The sequence below is a fragment of the Actinomadura sp. B10D3 genome (assembly GCF_039871695.1).
GTDB classification, from domain to species: domain Bacteria; phylum Actinomycetota; class Actinomycetes; order Streptosporangiales; family Streptosporangiaceae; genus Spirillospora; species Spirillospora madurae.
In genome coordinates this window covers 13,474-31,350 of record NZ_JBDPLY010000052.1, presented here as the reverse complement: position 1 = coordinate 31,350, position 17,877 = coordinate 13,474, and the positions used below count along the sequence as shown (strand labels likewise).

Below are 17,877 nucleotides of genomic sequence, written 5' to 3'. Positions count from 1 at the left end.
GCTGGACCACGCTCCAGCACATCACGCTCAGCCCCAGCCGGATCGGCGATCTCGTCCGGGCCGCCCTCGTCCTAGTCCATTTCGAACACCGCCGGATCACCTGAAAGTCAGTGAGAAAACGTCACTGGCCGGGACGAGGTTGCACTGCTCCGGGCCGAATATTGCGGCGCATCTGTGCTGGTACGTCCGGAGGCACTCCGGCGGATGCGGTTACCGGCACGGCCGGACACGGTCCTGAGCGGCCAGCGTCGGAACTACCTGCAAGATTCAGCGCGACGGGGCGGTGGTCCTTCTCATGTGCTCTCCACGCCTCGCCGCTGAGGAGGATGAGATCATCCGTGACCACCGGGTACCGAGAGCCCCGCCGACCGCTCAGAGTGACAGGAGGCACCACCACTCATGCCGATGAGCGGATGGGTGGTTGTAGGGCGGTTCGGGCACCTTTTCACCAAGGCAGTAGAAGAGGTTTAGGCCTGCGCCGTCAAGATGGTGCGCATGCAATGATGTTCGAGTCTGGCAATCGTGGCCTGCATTTGCCCCGTTCCGGGACAACGCCGAGCGTTGAACCGGGGCGTGGGGGTTGCACAGGCCTTGAGATCGGAGATGGACGCAGTGGACGAACTGCCGCGGACTGCTCCTGAGACCGCGCGTGCGATGGCCGAAGCCGCAACCGCCTTCCTTGCGGCGCTGACCGAGGCGCAGCGGGACAGGGTCGAATTCGGCTTCGCCGATGAGGCTCAGCGGCGTGATTGGTCGTTCCTGCCCGCCAGGCAACGGGACGGCTTGCCGATCGGCGCGCTCGATGAGGTGCAACGCAAGCTGGCGCACGAGTTGATCGTGTCGGGTACCAGCATGCCCGGCTACGCCAAGGTCGTCTCGGTGATCGCCATGGAGCATGTGCTCCGCGCGCTGACCGCCGTGAAACGTCCGGCCAGCGCCGACCTGTTCGACCCGGGGCGGTACTGCTTCAAGGTGTTCGGCCGCCCCGGTGACACCGGCGCGTGGGGCTGGCAACTCGCCGGGCACCATGTTTCGCTCAACTTCACTGTGGTGGACGGACGTTACGTGTCTCCCACCCCTTGCTTGCTCGGCTCGCAGCCGGCCACCTTCGGCACACTCGCTCCGCTCGCCGATGACGAGGAAGCCGGCTACCGCTTCGTGAATTCCCTCGACCCCGTGCAACGTGCCTCTGCGATCATCCACCATCGACCGCCGCCGGATCTGGCGACCCGCATCACACCCAAGATCGGTCACCTCGAGCGGCCGGATCCGATGTTCGCGCCCGAACCCGACTACGTGCTCAACGAGGCCGAGCGCGACATCCTTAGCTACGTGCGCGACGACCCCAGGGGACTCCCCGGGAGCGCGCTGCAGGACCACCAACTCAGCGCCCTGTTCGCCGTCGTCGAGGCGTTCGCTGGGCGGCTGCCATCGGACGTGGCGGCAGCGCAACTCCGCAACATCGAGCATGCCGGCCTGCAGAACCTGGTGTTCGCCTGGGCCGGCGGCACATCACCCGGAGAGCGGCACTACTTCCGTATCCAGGGACCGGTCCTACTGATCGAACACGACAACTCTCAAAACAACGGTGCCCATATCCACTCGGTTTGGCGCAACCCCGCCGACGACTTCGGCGACGACATCTTGGCCGAGCACTACCGCCAGCATCACATGACCCCTAAGAACCGGTAATACCGCTCAAACGTCGGCCGTCCCAGGCGAGTCCCACTCCGTGAGGGTGTCGGCATCGCCGTTATGCAGGTCAGCGTGCCGGTGGGAGCGCTGAGGACGGAAGAGCCGGATCGCGACCACGGGGCCAACGATCCGGCCGAGCCCCATCAAAGTCGAAGCGCCAACGCACTCTTCTGCCGCGTGTGGTCGGGCTGGTCTTGCGCCTGATGCGAGCGCAGCGTCGCCTGGCCCCCCACCGTGTCCCGACGCCTGTCAGTGGTGGCCGGCTTCTACCGCACCTGCGTGATCGACGGGATTCTCGAGCACTCGCCGCCGACCACGTCCGACGCCCCAACGTCCCACCCGAATCCCTCGCGCTCGGACTCTCGCATCTGCAGTTCGAGGCCTTGCTGTCGGCCGCACGCGCATCGTCCAACCAACAACTTCGCGCTGGTGACCATGCTCGGGCTTCTCGGGTAGCGGATCTCCGAGGCCGCCAGCGCCGACATCGACGACCTGGGCGGCCACCGGGTCCTTCGCGTCGTGGGCAAAGGCACCCGGATCGTACTGATCCCTACCGCCAGCAGTCGGCAGAGTCATCGACCATGCCATCGGCGACGGACGGCCGGGCCGATTTTGCTCAACACCCGCGTGGCCCGGATGGATCGGCACGCCACCACCCGCCGCCGGCGCCGGCTCGCCACCGCATCCGTCGTCCCGGCTGCCAGGCGGCTTGTTCGATTCTCGTGAGCGGTTGAAGGCTACGCTCGGGAAGTACGCGGAGCATCGGGCGACCGGACCAGTGAAGGAGCGGTTTACGGCCACGACGTTGGGCCGGCACATGAGCATTTTGGCTGGCGGTGCGTCGGACGCCCAAGCCGCACGTCACGATCAAGTATCTGGAGCCCGACTTCATCGAGTTGTTCTGAACGGGTTGCGGGTCTGGCCCCAGTTGGCAGCCCCGATAGCCGGTTCCGGGGCCGTGAGCTGGCACGCAACGGCGCGATCGGCCAGCTGGCTTTGTCCACGGGGCTGCGTTTGCAGGAGTTCTCCTAGCTGCTGACCTATGAGATCCAGGCGCTGCCTCCCAGGCCGGCCGAGACGCCGATCCCGTTCCCGGTCCCGGCGGGGGTGACCAAGGGCCGCAAGTTCCGCACCCCTGGATCTCTTACCAGGCGCTGGCCGCCGTTCACCCCTATCTGGAACTGGATCGTTCGGCGACCACGGATGGAACAGCGTGGTCGCCGCCGTGACGGTGGGGTGAACCGCTGCTGGTGAGCGACCCGGACGAGCGGGGAGGCCGGATCAACGGGGCCCGCCGCCGGTGGGAGACGCTCAAGCCCGCCGAACGCCGCAGGCTGGTCGCCCCCGGTGGCGGGTCGTGCATGCCGGGCCGACCCGCTGCTTGTGCTGTAGGACCTACTCGGGCACGCCTCCGTACTCACGACGGGGGAGTACCTGCGCCGCTTCGACCACCCGGATCTACCGGGAGGCCTAGGAACGAGCCGGAAGGGCCGACGGGCTGCCGAGTGGCGTTGAGGCCGAGGCATGAGGCGGCCGCCGAGTTCATCGACGATGGCGAGGAGATCTGATGCCGGCCGTGTCGCTGACTGTTCCGCCGGGCATTGCCTGCGTGTTCAGCGACGGCACTACGGAACGGTTCGACCTGGGCAGCCTGCCCTTGCGCAGATCTGGTCGATGACCTGCTGACCAGTCTGGTCGAGTTGATTCATCCGCACGGCACCGTGGACGCCGCCGGGTCGGTCGACCACTACGTCCAGTCCATTCGCGACATGGCACGAAAGCTGGCCGGGCGAGGGCTCACCGGCCGAGCTGCTGACCTGCGGCGGACGCCGCTGGCTGAGTACTGGAGGCGGCCACCAACACGCGGGAGGCACGCACTCGCCGGGGCGGACATCAAGACCCCCGCCCGGGAGGCTGGCATCGACCGCACCGCCTTCTACGGCAACCGCCCCTACACCCACCTCCGCGAGTAGTTCGAACCTGCCTGGCCGCCATCCGCAAGACCGGCGAGCTTCCCGATCCACGCGCCGCCCAGATCAACCGGGCCAAGCATGAACTCACCACGCTCAAAGAGCGTCTGGCCCACAACGATTAGACGATCGTCGAACTCACCGACTTCAGAAGCCAGGCCCTTGCCCGTCTCGCCGCCCAACACGACGAGATCACCCGCCTGCGACGCCAAAGCGAGCAATCGACCCAAGTACGCCACCTGCCGACCCGATCACCAGGAACCGGACCATGCTGCTTAACCCGCGGACGACCCACCGGCGGCCGGCCGCTGTCAGTGCCTGGTGCCACGATGGGCCGATGTCGACCACATCGTCCATCGCCGCCTTCTGGGACGCCGCCGCCAGCACCTTCGACAACGAAGCCGACCACGGCCTGCGCGATCCGCACATTCGCAACGCCTGGGCCACCCGGCTGAACTCATGGCTGCCCAGCCCGCCCAGCGACGTCCTCGACCTCGGCTGCGGCACCGGCTCCCTATCGCTGCTGCTGGCCCAGCACGGGCACCGCGTGGTCGCCGTCGACCTGTCACCGAACATGGTCGAACACGCCCGCCACAAGCTCACCGCGGCCGGTTTCGACGCTCACGTCCTGGTCGGGGATGCCGCTCATCCACCATCGCTCAAACGCAGTTTCGACGTGATCCTGGCACGGCACCTGCTCTGGACGCTGCCTGACCCCGCCGTCACACTGCAGCGCTGGACCGGTCTTTCTCACCCGGGCGGCCAGCTCATACTCATCGAAGGGCGCTGGAACACCTCCGCCGGAGACGACATTTATCCCGAAAACTCCCACGCGCTGCCCTGGATGGGTGGCGTGACCGCCACCACCCTCACCCGGACACTCCAGCCGCTCGTCTCCGACCTGCGCGTCGAGCCGCTCGCCGACCCCGACCTTTGGGGCCGCCGCATCGACGACGAGCGCTACGCCGTCATCGCCACCCTCTGAACCCTTCCCTTTGCCTTGTGCGAGTTCGACGATCCGGTCGAACTCGTCGTCGCTGAAGCCGTGCCATGCCTCGCGAAGCGCGGCGTCGAGCGCGAGAAACGGTTCGCCGTTGGTTCAAAAGCCGACCAGCGTGTAGCCACGAGTCTGACATTGCCGCTCGCGAGCGCCGCATCCGGCTTCGGAGCCAGCCCGAACGGTGGAACCCGGGCACCGACGGCGCCCCCTGGTCGTCAACGAGGCGTCGACCGTTGATGCGATTCTCTGTCAGCCGCAAGCTGGCGCTTCACTGCTCCACGGTACGACCGGAAGCCGTGCGGATCTTCGAGGGCGGATCAAGGTATTGCTACGGAGGGGTTCTGCGGTGACGATAGCGGCAGGATGCTATTCGCTGGGAGGTCGACCGTGGGCGAAGTGATCGGTCCGGCGGTTCTGATCTTGGTTGGGCTGATCGGATTTGGTCTGCCAATGCGTTGCCAGGGCCAGATCTCCAAGCCCCCATATCGCGGATGTCGTAAACGTGTCTACGGGCTGGCGGGCAGTTGCCGTTTCCATGGTCGCCGTCCAGAGCTGCGTCTTATAGCTGCGCTTGGCGGAAGAAATCTTCCCCCACGCCGTATCTGTGAACGGTGTGGCAGTCCATGTGTGTTCTGCCGTGTATCGGACACAGGTAAGCCCTTCCTGGGTTGTTCGGCTTTCCCTAACTGTAAGAACCCGCGGTGGCTCAGTGACTACATCTTCTGACCAGGCTGCGATCTTCCAGTGACGACAATCGACTTGGCTTTACGATCATGAAGGCACTGTCTGGCAGGATCCCAGAGGATCCAAGCGAGATTACGTACCGCCAGCGGCGGAAAGAGCAGTTGAAGGTTCACGAAGATTGCGCGTCGGAGTAGGTCACCCCGGCTGAGGGTTCTGCTGGTCCAGGTAGAGATCGGCTCGATTTTGACGAGTTGCTTTCCCATGGTGCCGCCGTTGAGTTCCGCGAGGGGCTCGTACAGGCAGCCGAGAAGGGCGGCGGAGGTAGCTGTCCCCCAGAGCGGCAGTCCCACTCCTTTGCCAGCCATCCAACCGAGGAGCGCGAGGGCGACAGCAGGGACCAGATCGACCAGGCGTGCCGCGATCCGGCGAGAGCGCGGCGCGACATCGCTCCAGGTCGCACGCCAGCCTGAAGACGCTGCGGCCTTGACGGAGCTGATCGGCGGCATGCCGAGCGCTGCGGCGGGCTGGTCGGCTTTCCTGATGACATCGCCCTTGATGACCATCTCGTGACCGGTGGAGAAACTGAAGTAGAGGCTTCGCTCCTTCTTTCGTTGGTGCAGATAGAAGAGTTCCTCCCGGCCACAGGCGGGACAACGGCTCCAGGTACAGTACGGGGCCAGTCGCACGGCATGTTCCAGACTGTTGCTATGAAAGCCGATGGTTGCACCTGGTTCGTACTGGACGGCGGTGGTTAGGCGTTTCACCTTGAAAGGCTCGGCGTAGCCGGTCAGGACTTCCACCTGGGTGAGGAACGAGTCACCGCGCCGGAGGCAGGATCTTATGTGGCCGATCTGGAGGTGGGTGAGCGGCCCAGCACTGTCCAGGATTGCCGAGACACCTAACTCCAACTCTCGAGCGGCGGCCTTCTGATCTGCGTGGAGTCTTGGCTTGCCTCCGTGGGCGTACTTGTTACGAATGTCTCGGTACGTATCGATGGCCTTCACCGCTGGCTCGGCCGTCAGGCGAATTGCCCGGGCTACTGGATCATGCTCTCGGGATTTCATCTCCCTGCCTGCCGCGCGGATCGCTTGGTTCCAGACGTCGAGCGTGACCCCGCCCTGATCGAGTTTTTTCTCCCACTGCCTGACTCCGCCCGGTGCGAGGGTGTGCGCCCTGCACCAGCCCAGGGCCAGGATGCCGAGCGTAGCGGCAGTCATCTCGACAAAATGCCCAGCCTTTTCGAGACTGTCCGCGGCCCCGTCGGCGCGATCGAACAGCAGCGCCGGGTAAGCGATGGGGAAGGGGTAGCGATCCAGGTGATGTGCGATCATGCTCCACCGCTCTCGTGGCCGACGTGATACGACAAGAGCATGGGACCGCGACATAAGGCAATCGCCGACGCGTTCGATCTCGGTTGCGGTGCTGAACGCGGGGAGGAGGGCATCGCACGTGCCCTTCACCCGCTCATGCCGCCGAGCGTCACCAGGCGGCTCGTAGCTTGACGCGCGAGGGCGGTGAACGGTCGATGGAGAGCACTCCGGCCTCTTCCAGAAGGACGGCGACCCACCCTGCGGTAGCCCGTTTAAGGAAGCGTTTCAGGTGCTCATCCAGGCTTCCAACCTTGGCGTCTACCGAGTACGTGCTGCCGATCAGTACCCAACCGCGTCCCCGCAGGAGGTCCGGAACTTCCTCCAACGCCCGCCACGGCAATGTCGTCCATGCCTCTTTCTGACCGAGAAGTAGGACCACCCCATCGGGGGTGTAGCGGGCTACTGTGAAGCGACCACGTCCAGACGGGGTCGCCAACGGCTCCCCGGGAGAGACAGCCGCGCGAATTGCATCCTCTACTCCTCCCGTCATGCAGCCGATCCTGACCCAGTTCCGGCGAGCTGTCGACGCCCTCTCGTGCCGCTGGTCGCTCGCTGGTGCTGATGAGGGGTGTGGGCCAGGCCAGGGACCGGAGACCGGGTACCGCCATGGTTCTGCTCGGCCGGCACGGTGGCTGCCCGCCATTGTCTCGGTCGGTCGTGGCCGTTACCGCCGCGCGCATACTCGGAATGGATCGCTGGCCTAGAGTCAGGCGCGTGTATTTCGTGTCTCGGTGGCGAGAGGAATCGCCGTTCAGTAAGCGGGTGGTCACGGTACCCGACACCACCGTGCTCGATTGGTTCCGCCGCGGCTGGAACCGCGACGACCCGGAAGCATGGATTACCGGCGATCTGGGCGGGGATGTCTACGGCCTCGACTCGATCTTCAACGAGGCCCAGAAGCGAAACCTGCCCCAGCCGCAGAGCATCGACGAACTGCGCGAGCTGCTGCACGAGCACCTGTGGGTCGAGGGGAACACCGACTTCATCCGGCTCGGCGAGCGTGCCCTGAGAGTGCGCACCGATGACGACGAAGTGGACCTCGCCTACTACTTCATCGACGACGAGAGCGCCGCCGCTCTGCCCGATCGGCTCGCGTTCCTGCTGCACGACAGCTGGCCGCTGCCCACCGATGCCGTCACGTCCGGTGCGGTCTTCAGCCCAGGCGTACCAACCCGTACCGTCCGGCTTGCCCCACCAGGGCCCGAATCGGTCTTCTCGGTCCGCCTGTGCTGGGAATCGCCCGACGTCCATCGGAACCTGAACCTGGTCGGCGCCCTGGTCTTCCCCGGTCTGACCCTGCCGGATCTCGCCGCCCGATTGCGGGCCACAGACGGACCCGACGCCCACCGCTGGCCGCACGACGCCTGCCTGCTGCGGGCACTGGTCGCCCCTGGAGAGGACGACATCGGCCCAGCGATGGAGCGCTACGCCCGGGTGGGCGGATACGCCCCGGCACCCGCCGGCATCGACCGGCCACTCGCGCATGAGGCAATCCACGGCGAGATGTCCGCCATGCTTCGCCCGGTGCGGCCCGCCGAGTCCCTGACCTGCCTGGACGTCCACATAACGCAGGTCGCCCGCTACATCGACGGCTTCTTCGGGTTCGATCAATGGTTCCTTTTCGATACCCAGTGGGCCGCAACCCACCCAGACCTGGCCCGCTCGCTGCTGCGCTACGCCACCTACTGGGACCCATACGCAGTCTAGAAACTCGTCGACGACACCCCAGAGCCGGACAACCAGCGGCAACTCACTCAGAAGTACGCGAGCGGCGCACCTCCGTGGCGCTGCCCCGGTTCACTTCCATACCCAGGGAAAGGAGCCTGCCGGGAGCCTGGGGTACGCGCTCCACCTACTTTGGGCGGCCGAGCCCGGTCAGCGACAACGCACTCCTCTGCCGCAGATCGGTTGTGCGTTACGCCTGGGGCGCTTGTGTCCTTGCGACGTAGACGGTGTTGGTCGCGATCCGTTTTTGGAAGGGGTTATGGAATTCGACGATATGCGCTTGTGACTCGTAGAAAACCTGGGCGAGTACGGCGTTGAAGCGCTCGTCCGGCGGGTCGTTGGACCATAGGGCGAACACACCGCCAGGGTGGAGGCGGCCGGTGAACTCGTGCAGGCCACCGGGCTTGTAGAAGGGCGCGTGAGCCGGGTCGAGCACATGGCGTGGCGAGTGATCGATGTCAACGATGATGGCGTGAAAGCGCCGTCCCGGAATGCCCGGATCGAAGCCCTGGGGATCGGTGGCGAGGGAGAAGAAATCTGCCGAGAGGAAGCGGCAACGAGGATCAGACGTCAGGTCTGCGCCCAGGGGCACCAGATGCCGTTGGTGCCATTCGATCACTTCGTCGAGTGCTTCCACGACGGTGAGCGAGCGCACACGCGGGTCTTCCAGCACGGCGTGGGCGGTGTACCCGAGGCCGAGCCCGCCCACGACCACGTCGAGGGCGGTGTCCGGCAGCGGCTCCAGGCCGAGTCGGGCCAGCGCGATCTCTCCCGCCGTGAACTGACTGGACATGAGGAAGTCATCGTCGAGCTTGACCTCGTAGACCTCGGTGCCCGAAGCCGGGTCTCGCCGACGCCGCAGGCTGATGGCCCCCTTGGCCGTCTGACGCCAGTCGATCTCCTCGAAACGCGCGCTCACGCACCCCTCCGTTCTCCTCTGTCGCACCGGCGGATTCCATGGACGTCCGAGTCGCCGCGCGGTCACGACCCCCGGAACGACCCTGGTCAGGTCCGGGAGCCCCTGACGCTACTCTCTCGCGGAGTCAGGGACGGCACCGCAGGCTAAGCCGACGGCTGATGTCGGGACTTCCTTCGTTAGCTGCTGGGCACGCCGCCCGGTTCCGGGCCCGTCGATAAGAATGTCCTGCGATTGGCGACGCTCGCCTACCGTCCGGACGGCCTGGACGGAGCCGAACTCGACGTCGACTTCGTCCTGCACGGTTCCGCCGACGATCAGACCGCGGGCCCTGCCGCCGCATGGGCCACGACCTGCACCAGGGGCGACGCCGTCGGCATCCTGGACGAGGGCATCAGACACTGCCCGCCCAGTTGCGCCGCCACTGGGTGATAGTCGGCGTGCCCATAAACAACATCATGTTCTGCGGCTACGGGCGCAACGGTCGCAGCCACGCAGATGGCGGGGGCGGGACCAGGTGATCCTGCCCCCAGCAGCATGAAAGCGGGGACTGCGCCTGCCTCCGAACGCTCTCATGGCCGGTTGGACGGGCTAGTCGGGGTGTGGGCGGAGGCGGGGCAGGACGTCCGGCAGAGTCTGGTGGCCTGTGTGTAGTTCGGGGGTGGGGGCTACGAAGAGCAGGATCGATGTCACGCCGGGCTGGATGAAGCGGGCGATCTGGCGGCGGCACTCGTCCAGGGAGCCGTGGATCCATAGTGCGTCGACGATGTCGTCGGGTAGGGCGAGGCCCGCCGCTCGGGCGTCGCCGGAGTCGTACAGGGTGCGGGACTCGGTGAGGCTTCCCGCCCGCACGAGATCGCGGCGCTGCTCGGCGTCGCCGCCCGCAGGACGCGCCCTTGCGGGCTTCTGCGTGCGGCGCGGTACCCGTCCTTCCCAGGTCAGGGCAGACGATTTGCTGCTGGACGAATTCCAGACCCTGCTGTCGGGGACCCCCGGCGTGGAGCTGGAATGGCCCCGGTACCAGGCGCTCGCCCCACGCCACCGGTTCGGGTCCCGACCGGTCCCGGACGTCCGCGTGGGAGCCCGTCCAGCAGCGCACGTCCGGCAGGTGCCCGCACCGAGCGAGCGGACCGCGTGATGCCGGCGGCGCCCCTGCCGCCCTCCTGGCCCGGCGCGGCGGCGTGGCCGGTCTCGCGGCCGCGGTGCGTCGCGGCGAGGTCGCGGCAGAGGAGCCGGTGCGAGCCGCGCGCGAGCGGATCGCGGAGCTCGACCCGTCGCTGCATGCGTTCACGCAGGTGCTCGACACGTCCGGGCCTGTGGCCGGCGGTGGGTCCGGGCGCGAGCCGGCGGGGGTGCCGGTCGCCGTGAAGGACAACATCGACGTCGTCGGCACGGTCACTACGCTCGGCCGCCCCGTGGGCGAGCGCTCGCCGGCCGCGCGCGACGCCGAGTCGGTCGCCCGGCTCCGCGCGGCCGGGGCGGTCATCGCCGGCAAGACGAACATGCCCGAGCTGGCCAGCCTGGCCGTGACCGTCAACGCCCACTACGGCGACGCGCGCAACCCGTGGGACCCGGACCGGACGGCCGGAGGGTCGAGCGGCGGGTCAGCCGTCGCGGTCGCGTCCGGCATGGCCGCCGCCGCGCTGGCCACCGACACCGGCGGGTCGGCGCTCATCCCGGCGGCGCTCACCGGCACCTGCGGGTTCCGGCCCACCTACGGGCGGATCGGCCTCGACGGGGTCGCACCGAGCTTCGTCCGCACCAGGTTCAGCGAGCAGCGAGGCGACCGGCGGATGCTCGACGACTACGCGACCGAGTTCGCGCCGCTACCCCGATGGGTGAGCTGATCCGCCCGGAGGACGTCGCGAACGCGGTCGCCTTCCTGGTCTCCGACCAGTCCGCCCGCATCACCGGCGAGGTCATCCACGTCTGCGCCGGCTCCCACCTTCCCCTCTTCCTCACGTGAACCCGGCGGGCTCGGAGCTGCTCCACACAGGATGGCGGTGGTGAGGCGGCCCCGGGATCACTCGCTCGCCGAACGCGGCCCTGGTGATCGGTGCCCACTCCCGCCAGACGCGGAGTCGTTCGGCGTATATCGCCTCAATCTCCGGGAGTGTGTGCCCGAGGACGATCCGCCGGGGAGGATTCTCGGCGTCGGCGATCGTCAGTATCGCGTCAGTGGTCGCTTTCGGGTCCCCAAGGATCCACTCCTTGGCCGTCGCGTCGCGGACCTCGTCATAATCAGGGTGCTGGTCGGTGGTCCGCATGCTCCTGCTACCGGCGAACTCCGTGGCATACGGGCCGGGCTCGACCGCGATCACGTGGATCCCGAACGAGGCGACTTCCTGGGCGAGTGACTCGCACAGGCCCTCCACCGCCCACTTGGAGGCGTGATAGGCGCCGATGCCGGGATATGCGCGGACGCCGCCCTCGCTGGTCACCTGCAAGATGCGGCCGGAACGCCGCGCCCGCAGCACAGGAAGCACCGCCTGAGTCACCCAGACGGTGCCGAAGAAGTTGGTCTCCATCTGCTGGCGCAGCTCATCCTCAGTGAGTTCCTCGACCATGCCGAAGAGCCCGTAACCGGCATTGTTGACGACAACATCGATGCGACCGAACCGCTCGACGGCGTGCTCGACCGCGTCGGCCACGGCAGGACGGTCGGTGATGTCGAGGCGTAGCGGCAGGACCGCGTCGCCGAACCGCTCCGCCAGCGGCTCGAGCGCGGTGACGTCACGGGCCGTCGCAGCGACTCGGTCGCCGCGCCTCAGCGCGGCCTCCGTCCAGAGACGACCAAAGCCCCGGGAGGCGCCTGTGACGAACCAGATCTTCTCGGAAGCGGACAACCGCCTCTCCTCTCATGAAGGTGTCTTCGCTCCTCGAGCATCACGGCGGCTCAGGCATTCCACAAGCGACGATGAATCATAGGAAAGATGCGTAACCCGCATAGGTAACGTGGAGCCCATGGCCGAGTTCACCATCCCCGCACTGCGGGTCGTGCACGCCGTCGTCGGGAGCGGGTCTTTCACCGCGGCGGCTGAACTCCTCGGATACACCCAATCGGCGATCTCGCGGCAGGTGGCGGCAGCGGAGTCGGCTGCGGGAATGCCCCTGTTCGTGCGCAAGGCCCGTGGAGTGGTGGCGACCCGTGCCGGCGAGGCGGTGGCACGACGGGCTGCTCTGGTGCTGGCCGAGCTCGACGCGACAGACCGCGAGCTGGCCATGCTCTCCGACACGCTCGCCGAGCAGGTGACCGTGGGCGCGTTCCCGACCGCGACCTGGTCGCTCGTCCCGAGGATGGTGGCGGCGCTCAGAAGCGAGCACCCTGCGCTGGCCGTCGAACTGCACGAGGCATCCACGCCTGCTCTGGTACGTCAGGTGCGTGCCGGAGGGGTCGACGTCGCTGTGATCGCCGTCGGTCAGGACCTGCCCGACTACGACCTGCACGGCCTCAGAGGCGAGCGCCTGACGACCGGCGGCAAGGGCGTCGTCGCCGTGCCGCGAGGCCACCGCTTGGCCGCCCGGTCGCAGGTCACCGTCGACGACCTGGCCGGCGAGTCCTGGATCGCCGGGGCGGGCCTGCGAGGCGACCCGCAGTTCGGTGCCTGGCCGACGTTGCAGCAGCCCCGCATCGCCCATCGCATCCGTGACTGGAACGCCAGGCTCGGCTTCGTCGCCGCCGGGCTGGGCATCACGACGGTTCCCCAGATCGCTGTTCCGGGCTTGCCCGCCGAGGTCGTCACCGTCGAAGTCAAGGACCCCACGTGGTCCGGACGGTCCACCCTGGTCGTGACCAAGCCCGAGCCGACCGGAGGACAACGCGCCGTGGTGGCCGCACTACGCGACGCGGCCACGCGCTGAGATCGGGGCGTTGCGCGCGGTTCGCGGAGGTCAGCGTGCCGGGCCGCCCCTGGCAGGTGGCCCTGCTCGGGGACCGGGAGCACCACACGCCGCAGGGGCTCCTCGACGGATCACCCGCCCTCGGCACGGCGGCCGCGATCGACGGCGAGCCCGTCTCATCGGTCAAGTCGGTCACGCCGCGACATCGGGGGGACGTTCACCGATCTCGTCCTGCATGACGAGTCACGTCAGATCACCCGTACCGGCAAGCTGCTCACCACTCCCGACGACCCCGGGCGGGGAGTCCTGGACGGCATCCAGCGCCTCCTGCAGGAGTCCGCGATCGGGTGGGGCGATGTCGCGACGATCGTCCACGGCACCACTCTGATCACCAACACCGTCCTGGAGAGGACCGGCGCCGAGATCGGGCTCATCACCACCGAGGGATTCCGCGATGTGCTCGAAATGGGGCGCGAGATCCGGTTCGACACCGAGAACCTCTTCGCCCGTCCCGCGCCCGTCCTCGTGCCCCGGGGAGGAGGCGAGTGGGGCGCGGATCGCCCCTCATGCATCTCCTTCCATGTGCCGGCGGCGTTGCTCATTGAGGATGCGGTGGCGCTCCGTCGTCGCGTCGCCTGCTTTCAGCACTACCGGGTCCGGCACCCCTGGGCAGGCATATCCGGCTTCCCGGATGGTCAGGTAGAGGTCGGGCTCCGGGGCGATTCCATAGGTCTCCAGGTAGTACTCGGCTCCGTCGCTCCACACCCAACGGCCGTCGGTACGCGTGCTCATGGGTACCACCTGCTGCTTCGACGGGTCGAAAAGATCGGTCGCGAAGCCGGGTATGAGCATGACCGGCGCGCCTCCGCGCAGGTAGCCCAGAATCCTTTGCCGCTCCTGCGGATCGTCGATCCGGCTGCGCTCCGGAGCAAGGATCCCTTGGCCGTCCTCGTCGATGCCGTCCACCAGTCGCGCGAATCGGAATCCATCGATCTCCGGGGGCGCGACCCCTCGGAAGGTGCGAGAGGGGTCGCTCCCGCTTCTCTCCGACCTGGCCGAGCGGGTGTCGGCGGCTTGGTTCACGGCTCCAGGAAGGATCTTCTCCATGATCTCGCGTACCCGGCCGAAGAGACTCACGGGAATCTGGAATTCTGACGCACTGTCCGGGTTTATCACCAGCCCGATGTCGGGATGGCGCCAGCCTTCCACCAGATGCCAGAAGCGGCGCGTGACGGCGGCTGTGGGATCGACGTCCGGACCGGCCATTACAGCAGCGCGCTCGGCCGAGGTGTACGCGCGTACAAGGCCGTTGTTCCCGCGGTGTGCGACGATGAAGTCGCGCTGCGGTCCCTTGACGGGGAGCCAGACCTTCATGGCCAGCAATTCTCTGACGCATTGCACGTAGTCCTCGTCCTGACGTGCTTCTATATAACGCGCTTCCTGTGGGTTCTCGCTATCGGTACGGAGGGCTATGCGGCCTGAAGGCCTTATGTCGGGGAGCAATTCAGCGGTCCACCACGTCATATCGGTGAAGACGTGCAGCGTATTGCGGTGCTCGTGCCAGGAAAACGCGCCGAGTTCAGCGTTGTCGGGGAGGCTCAGCCGGTATTGAGGGCCCGGCCGTGGCGACGTATCGGCGAGGTCGACGACCGTGAGGAGGTCATGCTCCCCGCGCCACCCGCCTACCAGCACAACCGCTGGGCCTATCGGCACCGCCGTGCCGCCTGACGTGTCGTCCAGCGCCCATCCCTCAAGACGGCCGGCCTCCTCGAATCGGACGACCAAGTCCTCGCGCCTGTTGTGGTAGGTCACCCAGGCGGTCGTTCCCACCAGGGTGAAGCGACAGGCCTCGACTGGAAGAGGCCATGCGGTTCCCACGGGGAACCTCCGATCGATCGCCAGACCGTCGGTGAATCGGACCAGGCCCCGCCGTCCGATCGGTTCTGGCCCTTCCGAACCGCCCCAGCCGAGGTCCCCGTTAATTCCCTGGTCGCTGTAGCCGACCCAGATGCCATCGCCGACATCGGTACGGACGCGCTCGATACCGTCGCCGAGTGTCCCTGCCGCCAACAGGTGCCCCTGCATGTCGTAGATGGCCGCATTGTGCTCCGAGCCTTCACTGCCGCGATGTCGGCAGCGTGCGCCGACCACGAGGACCCGGTCGCCGGAGAGCACCTGCACCAGTGGCACAGCCAGGTCCGTCTGCAGGGGGATGACGATCGGCTTCCGTCCGTACCGGACGAACCGCGCGGTGACCGGCCGGGGCATTCTCGTCCGCGGTGCGCGCACGCCGTTCGCCTGGACCTCCTTGGCGAGCAGTTCCTCGCGTTCTGCGGGCTGCGCCCACAGGGCTACCGCGTCGCCCAGCGGTGAAACGGAGACGTCGACAAGCACGTCACCGTCCATGGGCGGTTCAAGTTCCCCGCGATGCCGCAGATCCACGGTCGGCAGTTCGAGGATTTCTTCACGGCGCGCTTGTGTCTCCGCTGCTCGCCTTTCGTGCATGATGGTGCCTCTAACCTTGCATTCTCGATTTTCCTCGGGTCGCGCCCGACGTCCCGCGCCACGTCGTGAGTACCTCACGCGCCTGCTCGTCGGCCACCGCCGCCGAACTCGAACAACGCTGGCGTGCCCCTGCAGCACATCACCCTCAACTCCAGCCGGACCGGTGACATCGTCTGCGCGGCCCTCACTCAGAGCCAGCCGGCAGAGACTGCGGAGGCACCGGCGGCCAGTGCGATGAGCACAAGCTCGGCGATGAAGACGCGGCCGGGGATCGCGGAATCACCCGCCTCCGACGCGTTGGCTTCGCGGGGGCGTCGGAAAGACAGTGCGGCGGCGACAACACATCCGAGTAGGACGAGTACGCCGGTCCCAACGGCCGCGACCAGGGTGAGATCGAGGACGATCACACTCGTCCCCGGGCGGCCGTACACCCGGCCGCCAAATGCTTTCGCCTCACCGACGAACTTCGGATCTCCCTCCGAAGTGCGGTCGATGTCGTCAGAGCTCGCGTACAGAGTGCCACTGCGCGTCTGCCCATCGGCCGTCCAGGTCGCGCCTTCGCACTTGCCGGTGCTCCTGCCCACGTTCCCACCTCTGACGAGGGTCTCGACCTCGCAGGAGCTGTTTATTTCGACCGCGGCGGGTGCCCCGAACGCATAGGCAGCTCCCCACCCCATCGGTCTGTTCGCACCGGGGAGAAGGAAGACGAAGACCGCCAACGCCACCCCGATGACAGTCAGGTTGCGCCCGGTCAGTCCGAGCAAACCTTCAAAGTCCCGCCCTTGTCGCATCGCATTCCCTCGCGCGTGTCCGGCATGGGCCGTTCCAGCCCTGTTCCCGGCGCGGCCAGAGGTGGTGAGGTTCAACTCAACGCCGGGCCGACCAGGCGCTCTCGGGTCGGCGTGCTGCGCAAGCCCCCTGGTCCCGCCGCTGTCCGGAGAGATGTGGCCACAGTCTGCTCGTGCGACAGCACGGCCGCGAGCGATTTCGGTCCAGACCGAAATGGTCAGTCCCACTGGGGAGGCGGCGGGAGTTCGCCGTGCAGCAGCGCCGTGCCGAGTGGTGTGAGCGTATGGACCACGTAACCGCCGACCCGCTGGCTGTGCGCCAGATCGGCGTCCCTGAGCACACCGATGTGCTCGCTCGCCGACGCCGGCGAGATGCCGAGCCGCCGCGCCAGTTCGCCGGTTGTCGCCGTGGTCTCCAATGCGGCCAGCACACGGGCGCGCGTACGGCCGAGCAGCGCGGTGAGAGCCTGGGGCGTACGGGCCCGGGTGACGGTGGGGGCCCATGACGTCGGGCGTTCGACCGGGTAGACCAAGGTCGGCGGCAACTCCGGGTCCGCCAAGGACACGGGGATGCGCCAGCAGAAATGCGAGGGGATCAGGCGCAGACCCCGGCCGTTCAGATGGAGTTCCAGGGGCATCGGATAGCGCACATGCAGGACGGGCGGTCGCCAGTCCATCATCGGCCGGAAGGAGTCGAGCAGCCCATGGACGCCCCCGTCGCGGAGCGCACGAGCACGAATGGCTCGATCGGTCTCGGTGGTGATCGCGGGCTCGGCCCAGCCGGGCTCGATGATCGTGCGAAAGACCACCCGGAACGCCTCCGCGACGTCCTCCAACCGCTGCTCGTCGGTGGCCAACCGCTCGCACCAGGTGGGCAGCCGGCGCCTCTGGGCCGCTCGCGCCAGTTCGTACTTCAACCTTCGCTGCGGCGTTGACCGCAGGGCCTCCAGTCCGGCCTCAAGCCCGTCGGCCGACTCGGAAGGGGTGAGGAAGTCCGGCCAGTAACTGGCCTGTGCCGGGGCGAGACCGGACAGCATCCGCGCCGCACCCTGGAGGCCCTGCTCCCTCAACGCCTCCCGGGCATGGCGCCGCCAGGGCGCGAAGACCGGCAGGCCGGGACCTGGCGCGGTCAGTTGATGCAGCCCGAGCAACGTTTCCCACAAGGGGTCCAGCATCGTGGCCACGTGAACGCGCGCGAGGTCCCGATCCGTGAAATGAACACGCAGCACTTCACCCTCCGAATGCCCTGCCGCGGCGACGACGCTAGTGAACGAGGTCGCGACCTGGAATGAGTCGCGGCGCCCGGAGTCCTATTGGACGTGCACGCGGTGTAGGTGGTTCGGCGACCGCGACGTCGGAGATCTCCACCGGCCCGATCCTTCAA

The 17,877-nt window shown here is 67.3% G+C and carries 17 protein-coding genes; 9 read left to right on the top strand and 8 right to left on the bottom strand.

The window, feature by feature from the left end; all coding sequences use genetic code 11:
- Positions 1 to 612: 612 nt before the first annotated feature.
- Complete coding sequence (locus ABGB11_RS41275) at positions 613 to 1,692, top strand: DUF3500 domain-containing protein (protein ID WP_347641103.1); 1,080 nt, start codon at positions 613 to 615, stop codon at positions 1,690 to 1,692.
- A 1,703-nt stretch (positions 1,693 to 3,395) separates the two neighbouring features.
- Positions 3,396 to 3,668, top strand: coding sequence for a hypothetical protein (locus tag ABGB11_RS41270; protein WP_347641101.1), 273 nt, complete (start codon positions 3,396 to 3,398; stop codon positions 3,666 to 3,668).
- On the opposite strand, the gene ABGB11_RS41265 is transcribed toward ABGB11_RS41270, so the two are convergent.
- Positions 3,647 to 3,895 carry a hypothetical protein gene (locus ABGB11_RS41265; RefSeq protein WP_347641100.1) on the bottom strand — a complete coding sequence of 83 codons (249 nt, stop codon included), beginning with the start codon at positions 3,893 to 3,895 and terminating at the stop codon, positions 3,647 to 3,649. The two genes, ABGB11_RS41270 and ABGB11_RS41265, sit on opposite strands and share 22 nt — an antisense overlap.
- 107 nt (positions 3,896 to 4,002) lie before the next feature.
- On the opposite strand from ABGB11_RS41265, the gene ABGB11_RS41260 reads away from it, so the two are divergent.
- A complete protein-coding gene (locus tag ABGB11_RS41260; protein WP_347641099.1) occupies positions 4,003 to 4,650 on the top strand; it encodes a class I SAM-dependent methyltransferase in 648 nt (215 codons plus the stop codon).
- A 728-nt stretch (positions 4,651 to 5,378) separates the two neighbouring features.
- Here the strand turns inward: ABGB11_RS41260 and ABGB11_RS41255 are convergent.
- Entirely contained in the window at positions 5,379 to 6,680 is a 1,302-nt protein-coding gene (locus ABGB11_RS41255) for an RDD family protein (protein ID WP_347641098.1), read from the bottom strand.
- 753 nt (positions 6,681 to 7,433) lie between these two features.
- Here ABGB11_RS41255 and ABGB11_RS41250 point away from each other — a divergent pair.
- Complete coding sequence (locus tag ABGB11_RS41250; RefSeq protein ID WP_347641097.1) at positions 7,434 to 8,426, top strand: hypothetical protein; 993 nt, start codon at positions 7,434 to 7,436, stop codon at positions 8,424 to 8,426.
- A 208-nt stretch (positions 8,427 to 8,634) separates the two neighbouring features.
- Here ABGB11_RS41250 and ABGB11_RS41245 read toward each other — a convergent pair whose 3' ends face one another.
- On the bottom strand, positions 8,635 to 9,363 hold the full coding sequence (locus tag ABGB11_RS41245; RefSeq protein ID WP_347641096.1) for a spermidine synthase: 729 nt from the start codon (positions 9,361 to 9,363) through the stop codon (positions 8,635 to 8,637).
- 231 nt (positions 9,364 to 9,594) lie between these two features.
- Between ABGB11_RS41245 and ABGB11_RS41240 the strand changes: the two genes are divergently transcribed.
- Positions 9,595 to 9,792 carry a siderophore-interacting protein gene (locus ABGB11_RS41240; RefSeq protein ID WP_347641094.1) on the top strand — a complete coding sequence of 66 codons (198 nt, stop codon included), beginning with the start codon at positions 9,595 to 9,597 and terminating at the stop codon, positions 9,790 to 9,792.
- Between the two features lie 159 nt (positions 9,793 to 9,951).
- On the opposite strand, the gene ABGB11_RS41235 is transcribed toward ABGB11_RS41240, so the two are convergent.
- Positions 9,952 to 10,212 (bottom strand): hypothetical protein, encoded by a 261-nt coding sequence (locus tag ABGB11_RS41235; protein WP_347641093.1) that lies wholly within the window; start codon positions 10,210 to 10,212, stop codon positions 9,952 to 9,954.
- Positions 10,213 to 10,312: 100 nt separating this feature from the next.
- On the opposite strand from ABGB11_RS41235, the gene ABGB11_RS41230 reads away from it, so the two are divergent.
- From ABGB11_RS41230 to ABGB11_RS41220, 3 genes are all read left to right on the top strand, one after another.
- Complete coding sequence (locus ABGB11_RS41230; protein ID WP_347641092.1) at positions 10,313 to 10,498, top strand: hypothetical protein; 186 nt, start codon at positions 10,313 to 10,315, stop codon at positions 10,496 to 10,498.
- A 97-nt stretch (positions 10,499 to 10,595) separates the two neighbouring features.
- Positions 10,596 to 11,207 carry an amidase gene (locus ABGB11_RS41225; RefSeq protein ID WP_347641091.1) on the top strand — a complete coding sequence of 204 codons (612 nt, stop codon included), beginning with the start codon at positions 10,596 to 10,598 and terminating at the stop codon, positions 11,205 to 11,207.
- The gene (locus tag ABGB11_RS41220; RefSeq protein WP_347641090.1) at positions 11,195 to 11,326 is read left to right on the top strand and encodes an SDR family oxidoreductase; all 132 of its coding nucleotides are present in this window, start codon (positions 11,195 to 11,197) and stop codon (positions 11,324 to 11,326) included. The genes ABGB11_RS41225 and ABGB11_RS41220 overlap by 13 nt, the downstream gene beginning before the upstream one ends.
- On the opposite strand, the gene ABGB11_RS41215 is transcribed toward ABGB11_RS41220, so the two are convergent.
- A complete protein-coding gene (locus tag ABGB11_RS41215) occupies positions 11,319 to 12,206 on the bottom strand; it encodes an SDR family NAD(P)-dependent oxidoreductase (protein WP_347641088.1) in 888 nt (295 codons plus the stop codon). The genes ABGB11_RS41220 and ABGB11_RS41215 overlap by 8 nt on opposite strands.
- Before the next feature lie 118 nt (positions 12,207 to 12,324).
- Here ABGB11_RS41215 and ABGB11_RS41210 point away from each other — a divergent pair, with 118 nt between their 5' ends.
- Positions 12,325 to 13,221 carry a LysR family transcriptional regulator gene (locus ABGB11_RS41210; RefSeq protein ID WP_347641087.1) on the top strand — a complete coding sequence of 299 codons (897 nt, stop codon included), beginning with the start codon at positions 12,325 to 12,327 and terminating at the stop codon, positions 13,219 to 13,221.
- 543 nt (positions 13,222 to 13,764) lie between these two features.
- On the opposite strand, the gene ABGB11_RS41205 is transcribed toward ABGB11_RS41210, so the two are convergent.
- The 3 genes from ABGB11_RS41205 to ABGB11_RS41195 all read right to left on the bottom strand — a co-directional run bounded on the left by ABGB11_RS41205 (position 13,765) and on the right by ABGB11_RS41195 (position 17,722).
- A complete protein-coding gene (locus ABGB11_RS41205; protein WP_347641086.1) occupies positions 13,765 to 15,705 on the bottom strand; it encodes an SseB family protein in 1,941 nt (646 codons plus the stop codon).
- 188 nt (positions 15,706 to 15,893) lie between these two features.
- Positions 15,894 to 16,469 carry a hypothetical protein gene (locus ABGB11_RS41200; RefSeq protein WP_347641085.1) on the bottom strand — a complete coding sequence of 192 codons (576 nt, stop codon included), beginning with the start codon at positions 16,467 to 16,469 and terminating at the stop codon, positions 15,894 to 15,896.
- Between the two features lie 242 nt (positions 16,470 to 16,711).
- Positions 16,712 to 17,722 carry a winged helix-turn-helix domain-containing protein gene (locus ABGB11_RS41195; protein ID WP_347641083.1) on the bottom strand — a complete coding sequence of 337 codons (1,011 nt, stop codon included), beginning with the start codon at positions 17,720 to 17,722 and terminating at the stop codon, positions 16,712 to 16,714.
- Positions 17,723 to 17,877: the final 155 nt, after the last annotated feature.

What these genes read in the sequence shown, in the direction of transcription:
- ABGB11_RS41260 (WP_347641099.1), top strand. Translation starts at nt 4,003, where the DNA reads ATGTCGACCACATCGTCCATCGCCGCCTTCTGGGACGCCGCCGCCAGC.
- ABGB11_RS41255 (WP_347641098.1), bottom strand. Translation starts at nt 6,680, where the DNA reads ATGATCGCACATCACCTGGATCGCTACCCCTTCCCCATCGCTTACCCG.
- ABGB11_RS41220 (WP_347641090.1), top strand. Translation starts at nt 11,195, where the DNA reads ATGGGTGAGCTGATCCGCCCGGAGGACGTCGCGAACGCGGTCGCCTTC.
- ABGB11_RS41210 (WP_347641087.1), top strand. Translation starts at nt 12,325, where the DNA reads ATGGCCGAGTTCACCATCCCCGCACTGCGGGTCGTGCACGCCGTCGTC.
- ABGB11_RS41205 (WP_347641086.1), bottom strand. Translation starts at nt 15,705, where the DNA reads ATGCACGAAAGGCGAGCAGCGGAGACACAAGCGCGCCGTGAAGAAATC.